We start from the raw sequence: 17,101 nt of genomic DNA on the forward strand, positions 1-17,101 counted from the left end.
GAGACCGGTCAGTGGCCCCCGCCGGACGTGGCGCGGGCGAACTCCCACGGGTCGTGCGCGCTGATGAGCGTCACCTGGTCGCCGTGGTGGCGCACCAGCTCGCGGAGCCGGGCCTGGGTGCCCAGCCGCAGGTCGTGGTGGACCTCCGAGCTGGTCTGGACGAGGTTCAGGACGGGGTGCGGGTGCGGGTCGGCGTCCAGCTCGCGGTGGTAGTAGTACGCGTCGCCGCAGTGCAGGAGCCAGCGGTCCCCGTCGTGCAGGGCCACGCCGGTGTGCCCCTCGGTGTGGCCGCCGAGCGGGACCAGCCGGATCTCCGGGGGCAGGCCCTCGGCCTGCACGGAGGTGAAGCCGAACCAGTCGTCACCTGAGCCGTCCGGAACCGGGCCGCCGCCCGCGTACGTCACCCAGTCCGGGCCGTGCGCCCAGTGGGCCGGGCGGTAGCGGAAGCTGGGCGCCTGGCGGGTCGCCGCGTCGAGCTCGGCGGCCAGGACGTGCACCTTGGCGGCCGGGAAGTCGGGCAGCCCGCCGCAGTGGTCCACGTCGAGGTGGGTGACGATGACGTGCCGCACGTCGCGGGGGTCGTGGCCGAGCGCGGCGACCTGGCGTACGGCGGTCTCGCGCTCGTCCAGCACGGGCTCGGCCAGCTCGACCCAGTCGGCGCCGAGGCTGCCGGCGGGGTCGCGCACGTCGGCCAGGCCGAGGCCGGTCTCGACGAGGACCAGCCCGGCGGATTCGGTCTCGGCCAGCAGGCAGTGGTTGACGGCGTGCGCGCCGGGCGGGCCCTGGTAGGTGGGTTCGATGCGGCGTACGGATCCGCAGTTGAGGTGATGGATCTTCATGCCGCTAGGGTCTTACTTGAAGCGCGGTTCAAGTCAAGGAGGCGGGATGGACGGCGAACTGCTGGACATCGGCGAGGTGGCCCGACGGACCGGGCTGGCGGCGTCGGCGCTGCGCTACTACGAGAAGCAGGGCTTCATCGCCCCGGCCGGGCGCAACGGGCTGCGCCGCAGCTACCGCCCGGACGTGCTCGACCGCCTGGCGCTGATCGTCTGCGCGCGTGACGCCGGGTTCACCATCGCCGAGATCGCGGGGTTCCTGCGGGCGGCCCCTGGTGATCCCGAGCTGCGCGCCCGGCTGGCGGACAAGGCCGTGCGGCTGGAGGACGACATCGCCCGCCTGGAACGCATGCGCGACGCCCTGCGGCACGCCTCGGCCTGCGCGCACGAGCCCCTGGTGGAATGCCCTGACTTCAAGCGCCACTTCCGGCCGGACGGCGGTGGTCAGTCGGCCTCGGAGCGGCCCTCGCGCCAATAGCCCATGAACGCGACCGCGCGCCGGTCCATGCCACGGTCGGCCACCAGGTGCCGTCGCAGCCCCTTGATCACCCCGGCCTCGCCGGCCAGCCAGGCGTACAGGGGGCCGGGAGGCCGCTCATCCTCGGGGACCTCCCACAGGTCGTCGACGTCCACGTCCTCGACGGAGTCGTTGGCGGCCAGCGGGGGCAGCAGCCGGTCGGCGGCGGCGACGACGGCCGGGCGGAGCAGGCTGCCGCGCGGGACGCCGGACCTCGCCAGCCAGGTGATCTTGACCTGGCTGGGCGTCTCGATGTCGAGGGCGTCGGCCTCGTACGGGACCTCCATCAGCGCCTCGCCGGTGCACCCGGCGGGGAGCCGTTCGAGGGTGGCGGCGATCGCGGGGACGGCGGTCTCGTCGCCGGCGAGCAGCACCGGGCCGCTCTCGGCGTGCGGGCGGAAGGCCATGCCGGCGCTGGGGCCGTCGAAGCCGGCGTTCGGGCCGAACAGGAGGGCGGGCGCGCCGGGCCGCACGGTCGCGGCCCAGCGGGCGACGGGGCCGCTGTGGCCGTCGTCGTCGTGCAGCGCGATGTCCACGTCGACCTCGCGCAGGTGCGGCCGGGCCAGCCGTACGGTGAGCGTGCGGATGGGGTTGCGCAGCTCGCCGGGCAGCTCGCGCCAGCGCTGATACCAGCCGGGGCCCTGGGGCATGGGAGCCAGGCCGTGCCCGGCCAGCGGCAGGATGAGCTTGATCCGCTGGTCGTAGCCGATGTCGGCGAAGTGTGCCAGGTCGCCACCGCTGAAGGTCACGCGCAGGAACGACGGGCTGAGCCGCTCGGTCCTGCTCACCTCGACCTCGAACATACCAAAAGGCTCCGTCATATTAGGTGAGCCTAACCTAAAACGCTATCCGGGCTGCGGCCAGGTCAGCTTCCCCCGGACCAGCGACGCGTACCCCTGGCCGGACGGCGGGCGTACGGCGCCGAGCGCCAGGTCGGCGAGGGTCGCGCCGGCGGCCTGCCGGGTGTTCGTGCGCGGCACCAGGCGGCCGAGCGGCGAGCCGAGCAGCGCCCAGGCCGGCCGGATCGCCGGGCTGAAGTTGCGCGGCAGGCCGGTGCCCGGCGTCGGCCCGGGGTCGTAGGTGAGCACGAGGAGCTGCTCAAGGCCGTCGAGACGCTGCTCGCCCGGGCGCAGGAGGCGGGCGCGGTCCGCCGCGACATCGCCGTTCCCGAGCTCAACGCGCTGCTCATCGGCGCGGCCTGCGCGCGGCATGACATCCGTCATGTCAGGTCCATGACGGAGCGGACTGGTAGCCCCGTACGCCATCCATAAGGATCAAATCAACACAAAACATCGATCTTGGAGGTGGCATGCGACGCGTGATCGTGGGAGTCGGGCTCGGCGCGCTGCTGGTCGCGGGCGCGGGGACGCCGGCGGCCGCCGAGCGAGGCGGCCTGGACCGGGACGCGCTCGACCGGACGCTGACGGCGATCGAAGCAGCCGGCATGTACGGGACGTACTCGGCGGCACAGGACGGGCGGCAGGCGTGGAAGGGCGCCGCCGGGGTGGCCGACGTCGAGACCCGCAGGCCGGTCCGCGCCGACATGCGGCACCGGGTCGGCAGCGTCACCAAGACCTTCACCGCGGTCGCCGTCATGCAGCAGGTGGCGCGCGGCACGATCGAGCTGGACGCGCCGGTGGCTCGCTACCTGCCCGGCCTCGTCACCGACGAGCGCGTCACCGTCCGGATGCTGCTCAACCACACCAGCCACATCGCCGACCACGTGGCGTACGCGTTCCCGTCGCTGTTGCAGGGCTCGACGGCCAGCCTCGACGACAACCGGTTCCGCTCGTTCACCGACGAGGAGCTGGCCCGCCTCGGCCTGGCCGCGCCGCCCACCGGGGAGCCGGGCGCGCTGCCCGGTTCGTACTCCAACACCAACTACGTGCTCGCCGGGATGGTGCTGGAGAAGGTCACCGGCCAGGACGCCGAGCGCTACATCACCCGCCACGTGATCCGCAAGGCCGGGCTGCGCCACACCTCGTTCCCGCGCTCGCCGCACATCCCCGGGCCGCACTCCAAGCTGTACGAGTCGTGGTACGGCTTCATCGACCCGCCGCGCGACTACAGCGTCTACGACATGTCGTGGATCGGCACCGCCGGGGCCGTCGTGTCCACGATGGACGACCTCAACCAGTTCTACCGCGCCCTGCTCGGCGGCCGGCTGCTCGGGGTCGAGCAGCTCGCCGAGATGAAGCGCACGGTGCCGGTCGCGGTCGGCGGCGGGGCCTTCGCGTACGGGCTCGGCATCTACCCCGCCGACCTGCCCTGCGGCCGGTTCTGGGGGCACGACGGCGCCGTGTTCGGGTCGATCACGCAGTCGCTGACCAGCGAGGACGGCAAGCGGCAGGTGTCGATCGGGCTGAACCTGGCCAAGTACCAGCGGATCGAGAACGGCACCATCCCGATCCACCCGATCGACGTGGCCGCGGGCAATCACCTGTTCACCGCCCTGTGCGGCGGCGAGGGCGCCACGGCCCGCAGCGCCCAGGCCCCGTTCGTCCCCTTCCAGGCCGACCGGACGCTGATCAAGCGCCAGTAGGTTGGGCGCATGCTCGACTATGACCGTGAGGCGGCCTCGTACGACGCGACACGCGGCGGCGAGGCCAGGGCCGGGGCCGCGGCGGAGGCGATCGAGCGGCTGCTGCCGCCCGGCGCGCGGGTCGTGGTGGACGTGGCGTGCGGCACCGGGATCGTCACCACGCGACTGCGGCGGGCCGGCCGGCTCGTCGCGGGCGTGGACCGGGCGGCCGGGATGGCGGCGGTCGCCGCCTCGCGGCTGCCCGGCGGCGTCGTGCGGGGCGACGCGGCGCGGCTGCCGTTCGCCGGGGGCTCGGCCGACGCGCTCACCATGATCTGGCTGCTGCACCTGCTCGACCACGACACGTCGGCGGCGGTGCTGGCCGGGGCGGCGCGGGTGCTGCGGCCGGGCGGCACGCTGATCACCACCGTCGACAAGACCGACGCCGTCTACCGGGCCGGTGACGAGCGGCTCAGCCGGGCCCGTGACGCGCACGCGCCGCAGGCGAGCGACGCGCTGGACCGGGTGCTCGACGTGGGCGCCGGGTGCGGGCTGGCGATGGCGGGCCGCACCACGTTCGCGGGGGTGGGACAGGGGCGCAGCCCGCGCGCGTGGGGCGACCTCCTCGGCGGGACCGGCCTCGGCTGGACCCGGCACGCCGACCCGGCCGTCGTCGCCGGGCTGCGCGAGCACCTGGCCGGGCTCCCCGGCCAGGACGTCCCGGGACCCGACCCGGTCTACACGCTGCTCGCGCTGGTCAAGGCATAGGAGGCCGGCGGCCGGGCCGGCTTGACCTTGACGCTACGTCAACGTCTCTAATGGAGGCATGCTGATCGGCGAGCTCGCCGCGCTGGTCGGGGTGTCGACCCGGACCGTGCGCCACTACCACCACCTCGGCCTGCTGCCCGAGCCCGAACGCACCTCGGGCGGCTATCGCGCGTACCGGATGCGTGACGCCGTGCTGCTGGCGCGGGTGCGGCGGCTGGCCGAGCTCGGGCTGTCCCTGGACGAGATCCGCGACGTGCTGGCCGACGACCAGGGCAAGGACCTGCGCGAGGTGCTGCGCGAGCTGGACGACGACCTCGCCAGGCAGCAGGAGGCGATCGGGACGCGGCGGGCGCGGCTGGCGGCGCTGCTGGAGGAGCCCGAGCTGGGCGCCGACTCGGCCGTGTCGCCCGAGATGGGCGAGGTGCTGCGCGACCTCGCACCCGACGGGTCGGCCTTCGCCCAGCTCGACCAGGGGATGCTCGCGCTGCTCGACACCGTGGCCGACCCGGAGGACCGGGAGTGGGCGCTGCGGGCGCTGCGGCCCTTCACCGAGCCCGGGGTGGTCGAGCGGGTCCACGAGATGTACGCCAGGCTCGACGAGATCGCCGGGGCCGACCCCGGCGACTCCCGGCTGCCGGCGCTGGCCGCCGACCTGGCCGCGCACATCCCGGCCGAGCTGGCCGGGGCGATGAGCGGCAGCGAGGAGTGGATGGACCTGGTGTTCGCCGAGCTGACCCCGGCGCAGGCAGTGGTTTTCAGGCAGGTCGTGGCGTTGCTGAAGAAGGAGGGCTGATGGACCGGGTGCGCCGGATCATGGACTTCGACCGGAAGGGGATGGCCAGCCTGGTGCTGTGGGCGCGGCGGCGGCGCGACGGGGTGCCGCCCGGCGCCGTCGAGGTCTCCTACTCGCGGGAGCAGTCGACCACCATGATGGTCTTCGCGTTCGCCATGGCCGTGGAGCTGATCGCCGTCGAGGTGCTGCTCCAGGCCATGGACGTGGACCTGTGGGTGCGGCTGGTCGTGCTGGTGCTGGACGCGTACTCGCTGCTGTTCGTGCTCGCGATGATCGCCGCCTGCGTCACCCGGCCGCACGTCGTCACCGGCGGCGAGCTGCGGATCCGCTACGGCGCGTTCCTCGACGTCCGCGTCCCGCGCGAGCTCGTCGCCTCGGTCCGCCTCGTGCGCAGCTACAACGAGACGGGCCTGGTCACGGTCGCGGACGGGCGGCTCGGCGTGGCCGTGTCGTCGCAGACGAACGTGGTCGTCCAGCTCACCGAGCCGATCACCGTGACCCGGCCGCTGGGGCAGCGGGCCGAGGTCACGGTGATCCGGTTCTTCGCCGACAGTCCCGGCGACCTGGTGGCCGCGCTGAAGTCGGCCGAGCCGAGCCCCGCCTAGCGGCAGCGGCCGCCGTTCAGGTGGAAGACCTCCGGGGCCGGGTTCGGGCCCGGGGTCGCGGCGCCGACGAAGCCGAACGTCACCGAACCGCCCGGCTTGATCCGCGCGTTCCAGCCGAGGCCCTTCGCCGTCACCACCGGGCCCGCCTGCGTGACCTCGGCCGCCCAGGCGTGCTTGACCTCCTGCGCGCCCGGGAACGACCAGCGCAGCGTCCAGCCGTCGATCGCCCGGTCACCGGTGTTCTCGATGACGACCTGGCTGGTGAAGCCGCGCGGCCACGAGCCGTGCGCGGTGTAGCGGACCTCGCAGGAGGCCCGCGCCGAGCGGTCGGCCAGGAAGGACGAGATCCAGGCCAGCGGCGAGTTCCAGTTGATCGTCAGCTCGTTGGTGGCCCAGGACTCGATGTGGTCGATGTAGCAGAACTGCGGCTTGCAGCCCTGGAGCAGCCGCTGCGCCAGCGGGTCCTGGATGGCCGAGTTGGGGCCGCCCGAGAGGGTGCCGCGCGGCGGGTTGGGCAGTGCGGGGTCGAGCTGGCGGGCGTACCAGCGGCTGTGCTGGTTCTTCGACGCCACCTCGCCGTAGCCGGTGACGTACGACTGGTTGAGCGCGTTGCGGCCGAGGATGTAGTCCATGCTCTCGCGGACGGCCGCGCGATACTTCTCCTGCCCGGTCAGGTCGTACGCGGTCGCCAGCACCACCATGTTGTTGAGGACCAGGTTGTTGGACCCCCAGTCGAACGACGGCGGGTCGTACGGCATGCCGTACGGGTGCTCGCGCTGGATCTCCAGATACTTGTCGGCGCCCTCGACGACCGAGGCGCGCACCCGCTCGCGGTCCGGCAGCGCGTTGGGCACGGTCGCCAGGTCGAGGCGGCCGAGCGGCGCGGTGAAGCCCCAGTCGAAGCCGCGCTCGCGCCAGATGTCGCCGGTGTGGTGCGGCGAGGCGAGCACGTACTCCTGGAACGCCTTCTCGCCCGTCGTGATGAACAGCTCGGCGGCGGCCCAGTAGAACTCGTCGCTGACGTCGCCGTCGGCGTAGGAGCCGCCGCCGACGCCGTCGTTCGGGTCGGCGTACTTGTCGGGGTTCGCCACGGCGGCGGCCCAGGCGGCGCGCGCGGCCTTCAGGTTGCGGGCGGCGAAGGCGGCGTCGTACGGGGCGAACAGGCGGGCGGCCTGCGCGGCGGTGGCGGCCAGGTTCAGCGTGGCCGCGGTGGACGGCGGGTGCAGCTCGCGGGGCTGCGGGTCCAGGTGCGGCATCAGCGGCAGCCCGGTCCAGGCCCGGTCGTGGATCTTGTGGTGGGCCATCCCGGCCAGCGTCTCGCCCTCGGGCACCTGCATGCTGAGCAGGAACTCCTGCTCCCAGCGGACCTCGTCGAGCACGTCGGGGACGCCGTTGCCGCTCTCGGGGAGGGTGAGCTGGCCGTCGGTGAAGGCGGCCTTGTCCCGCTCGTAGGCGGCCATCAGCTGGTAGGCGGAGATGCCGCCGTTGACCACGTACTTGCCGTGGTCGCCCGCGTCGTACCAGCCGCCCTTGACGTCGAGCGTGTAGTCGCAGACGCCGGGCTGGCAGGGGACCTTCGTGTCGCCCTGGTTGGGCTCGACGCCCGCGTGACCGGCGGGGCGGCCGTAGCCGGGGCGCAGCTCGTCCAGGATCTCGACGCCGCTGCGCTGGGTGTAGTAGAACTTCAGCGCGTCCACCCGCATGTCGTCATACAGGCCGGGGGCCAGGTCGAACGGGCGGCTGGTCTCGCCGTCGGCCGTGAGCGTGTAGCCCTGGCCGGGCTTGGCGTAGGCGGTGAAGTCGATCGTGTGGACGTTCTGGCCGGAGCTGGCGTCCATGCCGCGCGGGGTGCTCGCGCCGGTGGCGACGGTCTCGCCGGCGGCGTCCTTGAGCTGCCAGTCCACCGCGTCGGTCTTCTCGGTGACGACGGTGGCCTTCTTGGGGCCATCGGGCAGGTAGCCGACCATGTTCACCCGGACGCGCGGGCCGGTGTCGGGCTCGTACTCCTCCGGCTCGGCGCCGCCCTTCAGCGACACGTCGTCCATGCAGAACCTCCAGGGCTCGGCGCTGCCGCCCAGCTGGAAGACGACCTGGGCGTTCGGCAGCGAGACGGGGGCGGTGAAGGTGTAGGAGTAGTCGTTGCCCGACACGCTCAGCTCGGGGGCCGCCGAAAGATACTGCGTCCACGGGTCCACGGGGAGCTGGATGAGGGCCCGGCCGACCTTGGCGGGGGTGGCGGAGGCGGTGAACGAGTAGGCGTACGTCTCGCCCTCGACGAGCGGCAGGTCGTTCTGGCCGATGATCACGTCCCACGGGTTGGCGGTGCCGCCGGGGATGTCGGCGCACAGGCGGCCGGTGTCGAGCTCGGGGGTGACGTTGGCGGTGCCCCACCAGGGGGCGGTGGAGGAGTCGAAGGTGCCGTTGACGATCTGCTCCGGGCCCTCGTCGGCGTGGGCCGGCGTGGCGGCGGCCAAGGGGAGCAGGAGGAAGAGGGCCGCTGCCGCGGCCCGGCGTAGGGTCATGGGGGGTGTCCTTCGGGAGTTTGGGAGCGCTCCCAGGATCTTGCGGCCGAGGCCGCCGCCCCGTCAACGGCCCTGTCTCACCGCCTGTGAAACTTTCCCGCCGCCTGCCTGGCCATCGCCGCGGACGAGCGTGAAACTTTCATCCGGCCATCGCTTCCAGCAGGTCGGCGGCCCGGACGGTGCCGCCCTCGGCGCGCGTCTCCTCGCGCAGCAGCGCCGAACGCCGCGCCACCGCCGGGTCGGTCGTCAGCGCGGTCAGCGCCTCGCGCAACGCCTCCGGGGTCGCCTCGGCCGTGTCGAGGCGCCGGGCCACCCCCAGCTCCACCAGCCGGTCGGCGTTCATGAACTGGTCGACCGCCTGCGGCACGGCGATCATCGGGACGCCCGTGAACAGCCCCTCGCTGCTCCCGCCCATGCCCGCGTGCGTGACGAACGCGTCGGCCTGCTCCAGGATCGCCAGCTGCGGCACCCAGGAATGCACCTCCACGTTGCCCGGGATCGGTCCCAGCTCCGCCGGATCGGTGCGCTTGCCGATCTGCAGCACGACATGCCAGCCCGGCAGGTCACCGAAGGCGGCCAGGCAGTTGCGGTAGAACTCCGGCTGCTGCGTGTAGGCCGACCCGAGCGACACCAGCAGCACCCGCTCCGCGCCCGCCGGCTTCGTCCAGCTCTCCCGCGCCCCCAGGCACGGGCCGACGAACGTCACCACGTCCGTGTCGACCTCGTCCGCGTGCGGCTGCATGGCGCGCGGGATCGTCGCGACGCAGCGCGGCGGATGGCCGGAGAAGTCGTCCATGTCGGTCGTCGTCGCCCCGTTGCCGGCCAGCCAGCCGGTGAACTTCGCCCGGTAGGCGTCGGCGCCGGGAAGCTGCCAGATCTGCGCGGCCACGTCGTTGTCGTACTGCTTCCAGGCCACCATCGCCGGGGAGAGCTGCACGATCGGACGGCCCTGCGACTCGGCCAGCGCGCGGGCCGCGTAGGAGCCGATGTCGTACAGGTAGAGGTCGGCGGGATCGCGGTCGTAGACCTCGCGGAGCTGCGGCAGCATCTGTATGTTGTCATCCAGGAACACGCCCATCGCCTCGATCGGGTCGTCCGGCCAGTCGTAGTCGGCCACCGGCAGCGTCGACCGGTAGGCGACCAGCTCGGCGCCGGTCGCCGTGACCACCTCGCGCACCGACGGGTCGTTGGCGTAGGTCACCCGGTGGCCGCGCGAGGCGAGCTCCCGGATGATCTCCAGGCTGGGCAGGACGTGGCTGATCGCGGGGATGCCGACCATCGCGATGTGCATCCGCCGATCTTATCGGCCTGCCGCCCGGTAGTCCGGCCCGCGCGGCCCGTGTCAGGCGCGCCCGTCACACGCCCGGGGCTTGCGGGGCCGCTCCGGCTTGCCCAGGGCCTTCATCAGCTCCGCCGTGAGCGGCCCCATCCCGTACGTCCTGTCCGACAGGCGCAACGGCTTGTCCCCGGGCGGCAGGACCCGGTTGCCCGAGCACAGCCCCGTGGTCAGCCCCTTCTTCCCCTTCCTGGCGAACACCAGGTAGCGGGTGCCCTTGGCGAACTGGTAGCCGCAGGCCGCGCTCTGCGCCCTGGTGCGCACCTGGGTCCTGACGCCCGGCGACCCCTTGTACACGTGGTCGACGCGGAGCGTGGCCACCACCTCACCGCCGTCCAGCATCGGCTCCACCACGCGCACGCCCGTGGCCGTCGCCGTGAACACGGCCGACGACCCGCGCACCAGCTCCTTCGGCTTCGCCACCGCGCAACTGCACGCGGCGGCCGGACCGGCGACGCCCACCAGGAAGCCCGCCACCATCACGAGCACGACGAGAACACGACTCATGCCCTCACACACGTACGCCGGCCCGCCCCGGTTCACCCCGGGACGCGCCGCGTCACAGGGGGAGGCCGCCGGTGGCCGCGTTGGTGGAGCCGGTGGAGCGGTAGGCGTCGATGGTGCGCTCGGCGATGCGCATCTGGTGGATCTCGTCGGCGCCGTCGGCGAAGCGGGCCCAGCGGGCGTGCTGGAACATGTGGGCCAGCGGGGTGTCCGTGGAGTAGCCGAGGGCGCCGTGGACCTGGATGGCCCGGTCGACGATGCGGTTGAGGCTGCCCGCGACGAAGTGCTTGGCCATGGACACCTCGGTGCGGAAGTCCTCGCCCTTGTCGATCTTGGAGGCGGCGTGCAGGACCATGAGCTTGCACTGGTAGAGCTCCATGGCGGAGTCGGCGATGAGCCACTGGACGCCCTGCTTGTCGGCCAGCAGCGAGCCGTGGCTGTAGCGGTTGAGCGCCCGGTCGACCATCATGTCGAGCGCGGTCTCCGCCTGGGAGATCCAGCGCATGCAGTGGGCGAGCCGGGCGGGGCCGAGACGATACTGGCCCAGGCGGTGGCCGTTGCCGCGTCCGCCGAGGATCTGCCCGGAGGGCACGCGCAGGTCCTTGATGACGATCTCGCTGTGGCCGGTCGAGCCGTGCATGGTCTCGATCTCGCGGACGTCGTTCCAGCCGTCCTGGGGCAGGTCGATGAGGAAGGCGGTGTTGGCGCCGCGGGCGCCTTCGGGGACGTCGGGCTCGGTCCTGGCGATGAGGATGGCGAAGCTGGCCCGCCGGGCGTTGGAGATGAACCACTTGTGCCCGTTGATGACCCATTCGTCGCCGTCCTGGACGGCGTTGGTGCGGATGAGCGTCGGGTCCGAGCCGGCGACCTCGGGCTCGGTCATGGCGAAGCACGACATCTTGACGCCGTCGAGCAGGGGCCGCAGGTACTTGTCCTTCTGCTCGTCGGTGGCCCAGTGCAGCAGGGTGTGCATGTTGCCCTCGTCGGGGGCCTGGCAGTTGAGCACCCACGGCCCGAGCCGGGTCTTGGCCGCCTCCGACTGCACCATGGCGAGCTCCACGTGGCCCAGGCCCATGCCGCCCCACTCCTTGGGCATGTGCGGCAGCCACAGCCCTTCGGCCTTGGCCTTCTCGCGCAGCTTGAAGATGCCGCGCAGGTAGGCGTCGCGGTCGCTCTCGCGCAGCTCCTCACTGGCGGGGATCACGACCTCCTGGATGAAGGCGCGCACCCGCTTGCGGATCTCCTCGTGCTCGGGGGCGAGGGTGAAGTCGATGGCCATGTCGTTCTCCTATTGGTCGGGATAGTGGCAGGCGACGAAGTGGTCGCCGCCGTTCAGCGAGCGGATCTCGGGCTCCTCCGCGGCGCACCGGGCGGCGGCGCGGGGGCAGCGGGTACGGAAGCGGCAGCCGGTGGGCGGGCTGACCGGCGACGGCGGCTCGCCGGTGATGAGCCGGTCGGCCGGGGGCAGGCCGAGGCCGCCGCCGGGGATGGAGGCGAGCAGCGCCCGCGTGTACGGGTGGGCGGGGCGGGCGACCAGCTCCTCGCTGGGGGCGAGCTCGCACGTCTTGCCCAGGTACATCACCAGGACGCGGTCGCTGACGTTCTTGACCACGGCCAGATCGTGGGCGATGAACACGAGCGTCAGCCCGAAACGGGCCTTGAGGTCCTCCAGCAGGCCGAGGATCTGGGCCTGCACCGACACGTCGAGCGCCGACACCGGCTCGTCGCAGATCACCACCTCGGGCTCCAGCACGAGGGCGCGGGCGATGGAGACGCGCTGGCACTGCCCGCCGGAGAACTCGTGCGGCCGCCGCTCGGCCGCCGTGGCCGGGTCGAGGCCGACGGCCTCCAGGACCTCGTCGACGGCCAGGCCGTCGTGGCCCCACACGCGCGGCCCCTCGGCGACGATGTCGCGGACGCGGCGGCGCGGGTTGAGCGACGAGATCGGGTCCTGGAAGATCATCTGAAGCCGTCGCCGGGTGCGCCGCAGCGCCTCGCCGCGCAGCGTGGTCAGCTCGACGCCGTCCAGCCGCACCGAGCCGGATCGCGGCGGCGGGAGCTGGATGAGCGCCCGCGCGGTGCTCGACTTGCCGCAGCCGGACTCGCCGACGATGCCCAGCGTCTCGCCCCTGGCCAGGTCGAAGCTCACCCCGGACACGGCTCTGACGGTACGGCCGCGCCCGGCGGGGAACTCGACCACCAGGCCGACGGCCTGGAGCAGCACCTCGTCACGCGGGCGCAGGTGCGCCGTCCCGCTACCGGCCATGGCTGTCCGCCCCTTCGCTCTCCGTCATGGTCCTGCCCACCGGGTGCCAGCAGGCATGCAGGTGGCCGCCCTCCGCCACCAGCGGGGGAGCCTGCTCGGCGCACCGGTCGCGGGCGTAGGCGCACCGGGGCCGGAACGCGCAGCCGTCCGGCACGGCGGCCAGGTCGGGCGGCCGGCCGGGGATGACGCGCAGCCGGTGGTGCGCGGGGTCGGTCAGCCGGGGCGCGGCCTGGAGCAGCGCCTCGGTGTACGGCATGCGGGTGCGCTCGAACACGTCGGCCGCGGGCCCGCGTTCGACGACCTTGCCCGCGTACATGACGATGACCTCGTCGGCCCACTGCCGCACCACGGACAGGTCGTGGCTGACGAGCACCACGGCCATGTCGCGCTCCTCGCGCAGCCGGTGGACGAGGCGCAGCACCTGGTCCTGGACGGTGACGTCGAGCGCGGTCGTGGGCTCGTCGGCGAACAGCACGTCGGGCCCGCATGAGAGCGCCATGGCGATGGTGACGCGCTGCCGCATGCCGCCGGAGAGCTGGTGCGGGTAGCGGCCGAGCGTGCGGGCCGGGTCGGGGATGCCGACGGAGGCGAGCAGCCGGGCCGCCTCCTCGCGCGCCTGCCGGCGACTCATGCCCAGGTGGACCCGGAGCGGCTCGGCGACCTGGGCGCCGATCGTGCGCACGGGGTTGAGCGCGGTCATCGGGTCCTGGAAGACGGCGCCCAGCCGGCGGCCGAGCACCTGGCGCATCCGTTCGGGGGTGAACGCGGTCAGCTCGTCGCCCCCCAGGTGGACGTGCCCGCCGCGCGCCACGCCCGCGCCGGGCAGCAGGCCGAGGACGGAGCGGATCAGCATCGACTTGCCGGAGCCGGACTCGCCGACGACGGCCAGCGTCCTGCCGCGTTCGAGCGTGAACGACACCCCGTCCACGGCCTTGACGGGGCCGCGCGGGGTGAGGAAGTGCGTGCGCAGGTCGTCCACCTGGAGCAGCGCGCCGGTGAGCGGCCGGGGCCCGGCGGACGGCAGGACCGCCGGGGCCTGCCGCGTCGGTTCCAGGCCGCTTGGCCGCACGTCGCCGGCGGCCCGCAGCCGGTCGCCGACCAGGTTGAACGACAGCACGGTCAGGAACATCACGACCGACGGCGCGAGCACGACGTGCGGCGCGGTCTCCATCAGCGCCCGCCCCTCGTTGATCAGCCCGCCCCACGTGGGCGTCGGCGCCTGCACCGACAGGCCGAGGAAGGCCAGGCTGCCCTCCGCGACGACGACCACGGCCATGCCGACGAAGGCGTACGAGGCCGCGGGCACGGCGACGTTGGGCATGATCTCCCGCCACAGGATGCGCCGGTCGCGCACGCCCAGCACCCGGGCGGCGAGCACGAACTCCCGCTCGGCGAACGACAGCGTCGCCCCGCGGATCAGCCGCGTCCACGCGGGCACCCCGAGGACGCCGAGGACGACGAGCACGTTGCGCAGGCTGGCCCCGGCGAAGGCGACCACGGCCAGCGCGAACACCAGCGCCGGGAAGGCCAGCGCCACGTCGTTGACCGCCATGATCACCGCGTCGGCGGCCCGCCTGCGGTACCCGGCCAGCACGCCGAGCGGGGCGCCGATGGCCAGGCCGAGGACGACCGCGCCGATGCCCACGCCGAGCGAGACGCGCGCCCCGTGCACGACCCTGCTGAGCACGTCGCGGCCGAGGCCGTCGGTGCCGAACGGGTGCGCGGCGCTGGGCCCGGCCTGGGGCGGCCCGGCCAGCGTCTCGTCGTAGCGGGCGATGGGCAGCAGGTCGGCCAGCACGGCGGCGGCCAGCACGAGCGCGATCCACGCGACGGCGATCCAGAACCCGGCCCCGAGCCGCCTACGCACGCCGGATCCTCGGGTCCACGGCGGCGTACACGACGTCGACGGCGAAGTTGACCAGCACGTAGCCGACGGAGATCAGCACGACGCCGCCCTGAACGGTCAGGTGGTCGCGGGAGAAGATGGAGTCGACGATGAGCCGCCCGATGCCCGGCAGCCCGAACAGAGTCTCGATGATCACGGTGCCGCCGATGAGCGCGCCCATGTTGAGCCCGACGGCGGTGATCAGCGAGATCGCCGACGGGCGCAGCGCGTGCCGCCACAGGATGCGGCGCGGCGACAGCCCGCGGGCGCGGGCGAGCGTGATGTAGTCCTCCTGGAGGGTGGCGATCAGGTCGGCGCGCAGCAGCCGCGCGTACACGGCGAGCTGCCCGCAGCCGAGCGTGACGGCGGGGAGCAGCACCGAGGTGATGTTCCACCCCAGATCCACCGAGATCGGCGTCCAGCCGGTGGCGGGCACCACCTGCCAGGTGACCGCGAACAGCAGGATGAGCAGCACCCCGAGCACGAACACCGGCGTGGACAGCAGCGCGAAGCTCAGCACGGTCAGCGCCTGGTCGAGCGCCCTCCCGGCCCGGCGCGCGGCGGCGATGCCCACGGGGACCGCCAGCCCGAGCGCCACGACCTGGGCGGCCACGAGCAGCTCCAGCGTGACCGGCAGCCGCTCGGCCAGCTCGCCCGCGACCGGCGTCCGGGTGATGGGCGAGGTGCCGAAGTCGCCGGTGAGCAGGTCGCCGAGCCAGCCCGCGTAGCGGACGAGCAGCGGCTCGTCCAGGCCGAGTTCCTGCCGGAGCCGCGCGCGGGCCTCCTCGTCCGCGCCGATGCCGAGGATCTGCGTGACCGGGTCGCCGGGCAGCAGCGCGAGCATCACGTAGGACAGGAACGTCACCACGAGCAGCACGATCACGAGCCGGGCCAGCCGGTGCAGGACGATCACCGCGGGCTGACCCAGAGCTGCGTGAACGGGTGGTACGGCACGGGCGAGCCGGTCAGCGGCAGCCCCTTCTCGCCGTCGGGCAGCACCTGCTCGCCGATGCCGCGCACCTTGGTCCTGGCCACGACCGCGCCGGTGTCGAGGTGGTCGACGAACACGAACGGCACCAGCTCGCGCAGCCGCTCCTGGACGGTGGCGTACGCCTGCTTGCGGGCGCTCTCGTCCGGGTTCGTCCGGCCGAGGTCGAACGCCTTGCTGAGCTTGTCGTCCCGCAGCCGGGTGAAGTTCAGCGAGACCTGGCCGACGGGCTTGGAGTACGCCTGGTGCATCCAGATGTACTCGCCGTCGGGGTCGGGGGAGGAGAACTGCACCCACACGGTGGCGGCGTAGTTGCCGGTGACCGCCCGGTTGATGAGGTCGGCCTGGTCGGCCTGCTTGATCGTCACGTCCACGCCGGCCTTGCGCCACATGTCCTGGGCCAGCTCGATGCCCTGCATGGTGTTCGGGTCGGGGGTGGAGATGATCTCGAACGCGATCGGTCCCTTCTCCGCCTCGACCTCCTTGACCAGCGCGGTCGCCTTGGCCAGGTCGTAGGCGGGGTAGGCGCCGCCACCGGCGTACCACGGGGAGTCGCGCGACCACGGCCCGTCGGCCGGCTGGGTGAGCCCGCCGCGCAGCGTCTTGATGATCGTCGCCCGGTCCAGCGCGTGCGCGAGCGCCCGGCGCACCCGCAGGTCGTCGAGTGGGGCGACGGCGGTGTTGAGCAGGAACATGTACTCCGGCACCGCCATGCCCCGGGCCCGATGAACGGTGTAGGCGTCCTTCTGGCCGCCGTACTTGGTGATGTCCTCGTCGCGGGTGGTGCCCATGGCGTCGATGCCGCCCGCTTCCAGGGTCTGCGCCCGGGTCTGGCTGTCGGGCAGGATGCGGAACTCGATCTCGTCCAGGTACGGCAGCCCGTCCCGCCAGTAGTCCGGGTTGCGGGTCACGACCATGCGGCTGTCGGGCACGTACTCCTTGAAGACGAACGCGCCGGTGCCGACGGGTTTGACGCTGGCCGTCCCGGGGTCGCGCAGCGACGCGGGCGGCACGATCATGCCGAGCTGGGCGGCCAGGTAGTAGGGGAAGGCCACCCACGGCTGGTTGAGCTTGACCGTGACCGTCATCGGGTCGGTGAGCTCGAAGGACTCGACGGGCACGAGGACCGCGTTGTTGAGCGGGGAGGCCTTCTGCGCCTCCAGGTTGGCCTTGACGACGTCGCCGGTCAGGGCCAGGCCGTCGTGGAAGGAGATGCCGGGCCGGACCTTGATCGCCCACTCGTCGTAGGTCTCGTTCGGGGTGAGCGATTCGGCGAGGTAGGGCTTCCAGTCGCCGTTCGCGTCAACGGTGACGAGGGGTTCGATGACGGTGCCGACCATGCTGTAGCTCTGCGAGGCGAACTGGTCGGTGACGGGGTTGAGTCCGTTGGCGTCGGCGCTGAGCCCGTAGACCAGCCGGCCGCCTCTCTGGGGGCCTGACGGCGCCTTCGACGACGGGTTTTCCGGCACGGCGACGGGCCGTTGCCCGCTGCACGCGACGAGCAGCAGCGTCGCCAGCGACAGTGCCGCGGGCCCTCTCCAGCGTTTCATCGACGCCTCC

At 72.9% G+C, this 17,101-nt stretch carries 16 protein-coding genes; 6 read left to right on the forward strand and 10 right to left on the reverse strand.

Annotated features, from left to right (window positions below; all coding sequences use genetic code 11):
* Positions 1–8 precede the first annotated feature (8 nt).
* Complete coding sequence (locus tag KME80_RS24050; protein ID WP_219508385.1) at positions 9–839, reverse strand: MBL fold metallo-hydrolase; 831 nt, start codon at positions 837–839, stop codon at positions 9–11.
* A 46-nt stretch (positions 840–885) separates the two neighbouring features.
* Here KME80_RS24050 and KME80_RS24055 point away from each other — a divergent pair, with 46 nt between their 5' ends.
* On the forward strand, positions 886–1,314 hold the full coding sequence (locus tag KME80_RS24055) for a MerR family transcriptional regulator (protein ID WP_219508386.1): 429 nt from the start codon (positions 886–888) through the stop codon (positions 1,312–1,314).
* On the opposite strand, the gene KME80_RS24060 is transcribed toward KME80_RS24055, so the two are convergent.
* Positions 1,281–2,156 (reverse strand): siderophore-interacting protein, encoded by an 876-nt coding sequence (locus KME80_RS24060; protein WP_246645646.1) that lies wholly within the window; start codon positions 2,154–2,156, stop codon positions 1,281–1,283. The two genes, KME80_RS24055 and KME80_RS24060, sit on opposite strands and share 34 nt — an antisense overlap.
* A 291-nt stretch (positions 2,157–2,447) precedes the next feature.
* Here KME80_RS24060 and KME80_RS53270 point away from each other — a divergent pair, with 291 nt between their 5' ends.
* Genes KME80_RS53270 through KME80_RS24085 form a run of 5 tightly spaced genes read left to right on the forward strand, consistent with a single transcriptional unit; the run spans position 2,448 to position 6,040 of the window.
* Positions 2,448–2,624, forward strand: coding sequence for an SbtR family transcriptional regulator (locus KME80_RS53270; protein WP_372455382.1), 177 nt, complete (start codon positions 2,448–2,450; stop codon positions 2,622–2,624).
* A gap of 38 nt (positions 2,625–2,662) precedes the next feature.
* Complete coding sequence (locus tag KME80_RS24070; RefSeq protein ID WP_219508389.1) at positions 2,663–3,895, forward strand: serine hydrolase domain-containing protein; 1,233 nt, start codon at positions 2,663–2,665, stop codon at positions 3,893–3,895.
* Between the two features lie 9 nt (positions 3,896–3,904).
* The gene (locus KME80_RS24075; RefSeq protein ID WP_219508390.1) at positions 3,905–4,642 is read left to right on the forward strand and encodes a class I SAM-dependent methyltransferase; all 738 of its coding nucleotides are present in this window, start codon (positions 3,905–3,907) and stop codon (positions 4,640–4,642) included.
* Positions 4,643–4,700: 58 nt separating this feature from the next.
* Positions 4,701–5,435: a MerR family transcriptional regulator gene (locus KME80_RS24080; RefSeq protein ID WP_219508391.1), complete on the forward strand. Its 735-nt coding sequence runs from the start codon at positions 4,701–4,703 to the stop codon at positions 5,433–5,435.
* A complete protein-coding gene (locus KME80_RS24085) occupies positions 5,435–6,040 on the forward strand; it encodes a hypothetical protein (protein WP_219508392.1) in 606 nt (201 codons plus the stop codon). The genes KME80_RS24080 and KME80_RS24085 overlap by 1 nt, the downstream gene beginning before the upstream one ends.
* Here the strand turns inward: KME80_RS24085 and KME80_RS24090 are convergent.
* The 8 genes from KME80_RS24090 to KME80_RS24125 form a co-directional block, all read right to left on the reverse strand.
* Positions 6,037–8,562: a glycoside hydrolase family 9 protein gene (locus KME80_RS24090; RefSeq protein WP_219508393.1), complete on the reverse strand. Its 2,526-nt coding sequence runs from the start codon at positions 8,560–8,562 to the stop codon at positions 6,037–6,039. The two genes, KME80_RS24085 and KME80_RS24090, sit on opposite strands and share 4 nt — an antisense overlap.
* A 139-nt stretch (positions 8,563–8,701) precedes the next feature.
* A complete protein-coding gene (locus KME80_RS24095; RefSeq protein ID WP_246645647.1) occupies positions 8,702–9,853 on the reverse strand; it encodes a macrolide family glycosyltransferase in 1,152 nt (383 codons plus the stop codon).
* Positions 9,854–9,904: 51 nt separating this feature from the next.
* A complete protein-coding gene (locus tag KME80_RS24100) occupies positions 9,905–10,405 on the reverse strand; it encodes a hypothetical protein (RefSeq protein WP_219508394.1) in 501 nt (166 codons plus the stop codon).
* 52 nt (positions 10,406–10,457) lie between these two features.
* Positions 10,458–11,681, reverse strand: coding sequence for an acyl-CoA dehydrogenase family protein (locus tag KME80_RS24105; RefSeq protein ID WP_219508395.1), 1,224 nt, complete (start codon positions 11,679–11,681; stop codon positions 10,458–10,460).
* Positions 11,682–11,690: 9 nt separating this feature from the next.
* On the reverse strand, positions 11,691–12,668 hold the full coding sequence (locus KME80_RS24110) for an ABC transporter ATP-binding protein (RefSeq protein WP_219508396.1): 978 nt from the start codon (positions 12,666–12,668) through the stop codon (positions 11,691–11,693).
* Complete coding sequence (locus KME80_RS24115; RefSeq protein ID WP_308125903.1) at positions 12,658–14,535, reverse strand: dipeptide/oligopeptide/nickel ABC transporter permease/ATP-binding protein; 1,878 nt, start codon at positions 14,533–14,535, stop codon at positions 12,658–12,660. Before KME80_RS24115 ends, KME80_RS24110 begins: the two co-directional genes overlap by 11 nt.
* Positions 14,528–15,466, reverse strand: coding sequence for an ABC transporter permease (locus KME80_RS24120; protein ID WP_219508397.1), 939 nt, complete (start codon positions 15,464–15,466; stop codon positions 14,528–14,530). Before KME80_RS24120 ends, KME80_RS24115 begins: the two co-directional genes overlap by 8 nt.
* Complete coding sequence (locus KME80_RS24125) at positions 15,463–17,091, reverse strand: ABC transporter substrate-binding protein (RefSeq protein ID WP_219508398.1); 1,629 nt, start codon at positions 17,089–17,091, stop codon at positions 15,463–15,465. The genes KME80_RS24120 and KME80_RS24125 overlap by 4 nt, the downstream gene beginning before the upstream one ends.
* Between the last annotated feature and the right edge of the window lie 10 nt (positions 17,092–17,101).

This window comes from Nonomuraea ceibae, assembly GCF_019396325.1.
Classification (GTDB): Bacteria; Actinomycetota; Actinomycetes; order Streptosporangiales; family Streptosporangiaceae; genus Nonomuraea; species Nonomuraea ceibae.

What these genes read in the sequence shown, in the direction of transcription:
- KME80_RS24080 (WP_219508391.1), top strand. Translation starts at nt 4,701, where the DNA reads ATGCTGATCGGCGAGCTCGCCGCGCTGGTCGGGGTGTCGACCCGGACC.
- KME80_RS24075 (WP_219508390.1), top strand. Translation starts at nt 3,905, where the DNA reads ATGCTCGACTATGACCGTGAGGCGGCCTCGTACGACGCGACACGCGGC.
- KME80_RS24090 (WP_219508393.1), bottom strand. Translation starts at nt 8,562, where the DNA reads ATGACCCTACGCCGGGCCGCGGCAGCGGCCCTCTTCCTCCTGCTCCCC.
- KME80_RS24055 (WP_219508386.1), top strand. Translation starts at nt 886, where the DNA reads ATGGACGGCGAACTGCTGGACATCGGCGAGGTGGCCCGACGGACCGGG.
- KME80_RS24110 (WP_219508396.1), bottom strand. Translation starts at nt 12,668, where the DNA reads ATGGCCGGTAGCGGGACGGCGCACCTGCGCCCGCGTGACGAGGTGCTG.
- KME80_RS24125 (WP_219508398.1), bottom strand. Translation starts at nt 17,091, where the DNA reads ATGAAACGCTGGAGAGGGCCCGCGGCACTGTCGCTGGCGACGCTGCTG.
- KME80_RS24100 (WP_219508394.1), bottom strand. Translation starts at nt 10,405, where the DNA reads ATGAGTCGTGTTCTCGTCGTGCTCGTGATGGTGGCGGGCTTCCTGGTG.
- KME80_RS24095 (WP_246645647.1), bottom strand. Translation starts at nt 9,853, where the DNA reads ATGCACATCGCGATGGTCGGCATCCCCGCGATCAGCCACGTCCTGCCC.
- KME80_RS24085 (WP_219508392.1), top strand. Translation starts at nt 5,435, where the DNA reads ATGGACCGGGTGCGCCGGATCATGGACTTCGACCGGAAGGGGATGGCC.
- KME80_RS24105 (WP_219508395.1), bottom strand. Translation starts at nt 11,681, where the DNA reads ATGGCCATCGACTTCACCCTCGCCCCCGAGCACGAGGAGATCCGCAAG.
- KME80_RS24050 (WP_219508385.1), bottom strand. Translation starts at nt 839, where the DNA reads ATGAAGATCCATCACCTCAACTGCGGATCCGTACGCCGCATCGAACCC.
- KME80_RS24060 (WP_246645646.1), bottom strand. Translation starts at nt 2,156, where the DNA reads ATGTTCGAGGTCGAGGTGAGCAGGACCGAGCGGCTCAGCCCGTCGTTC.
- KME80_RS24070 (WP_219508389.1), top strand. Translation starts at nt 2,663, where the DNA reads ATGCGACGCGTGATCGTGGGAGTCGGGCTCGGCGCGCTGCTGGTCGCG.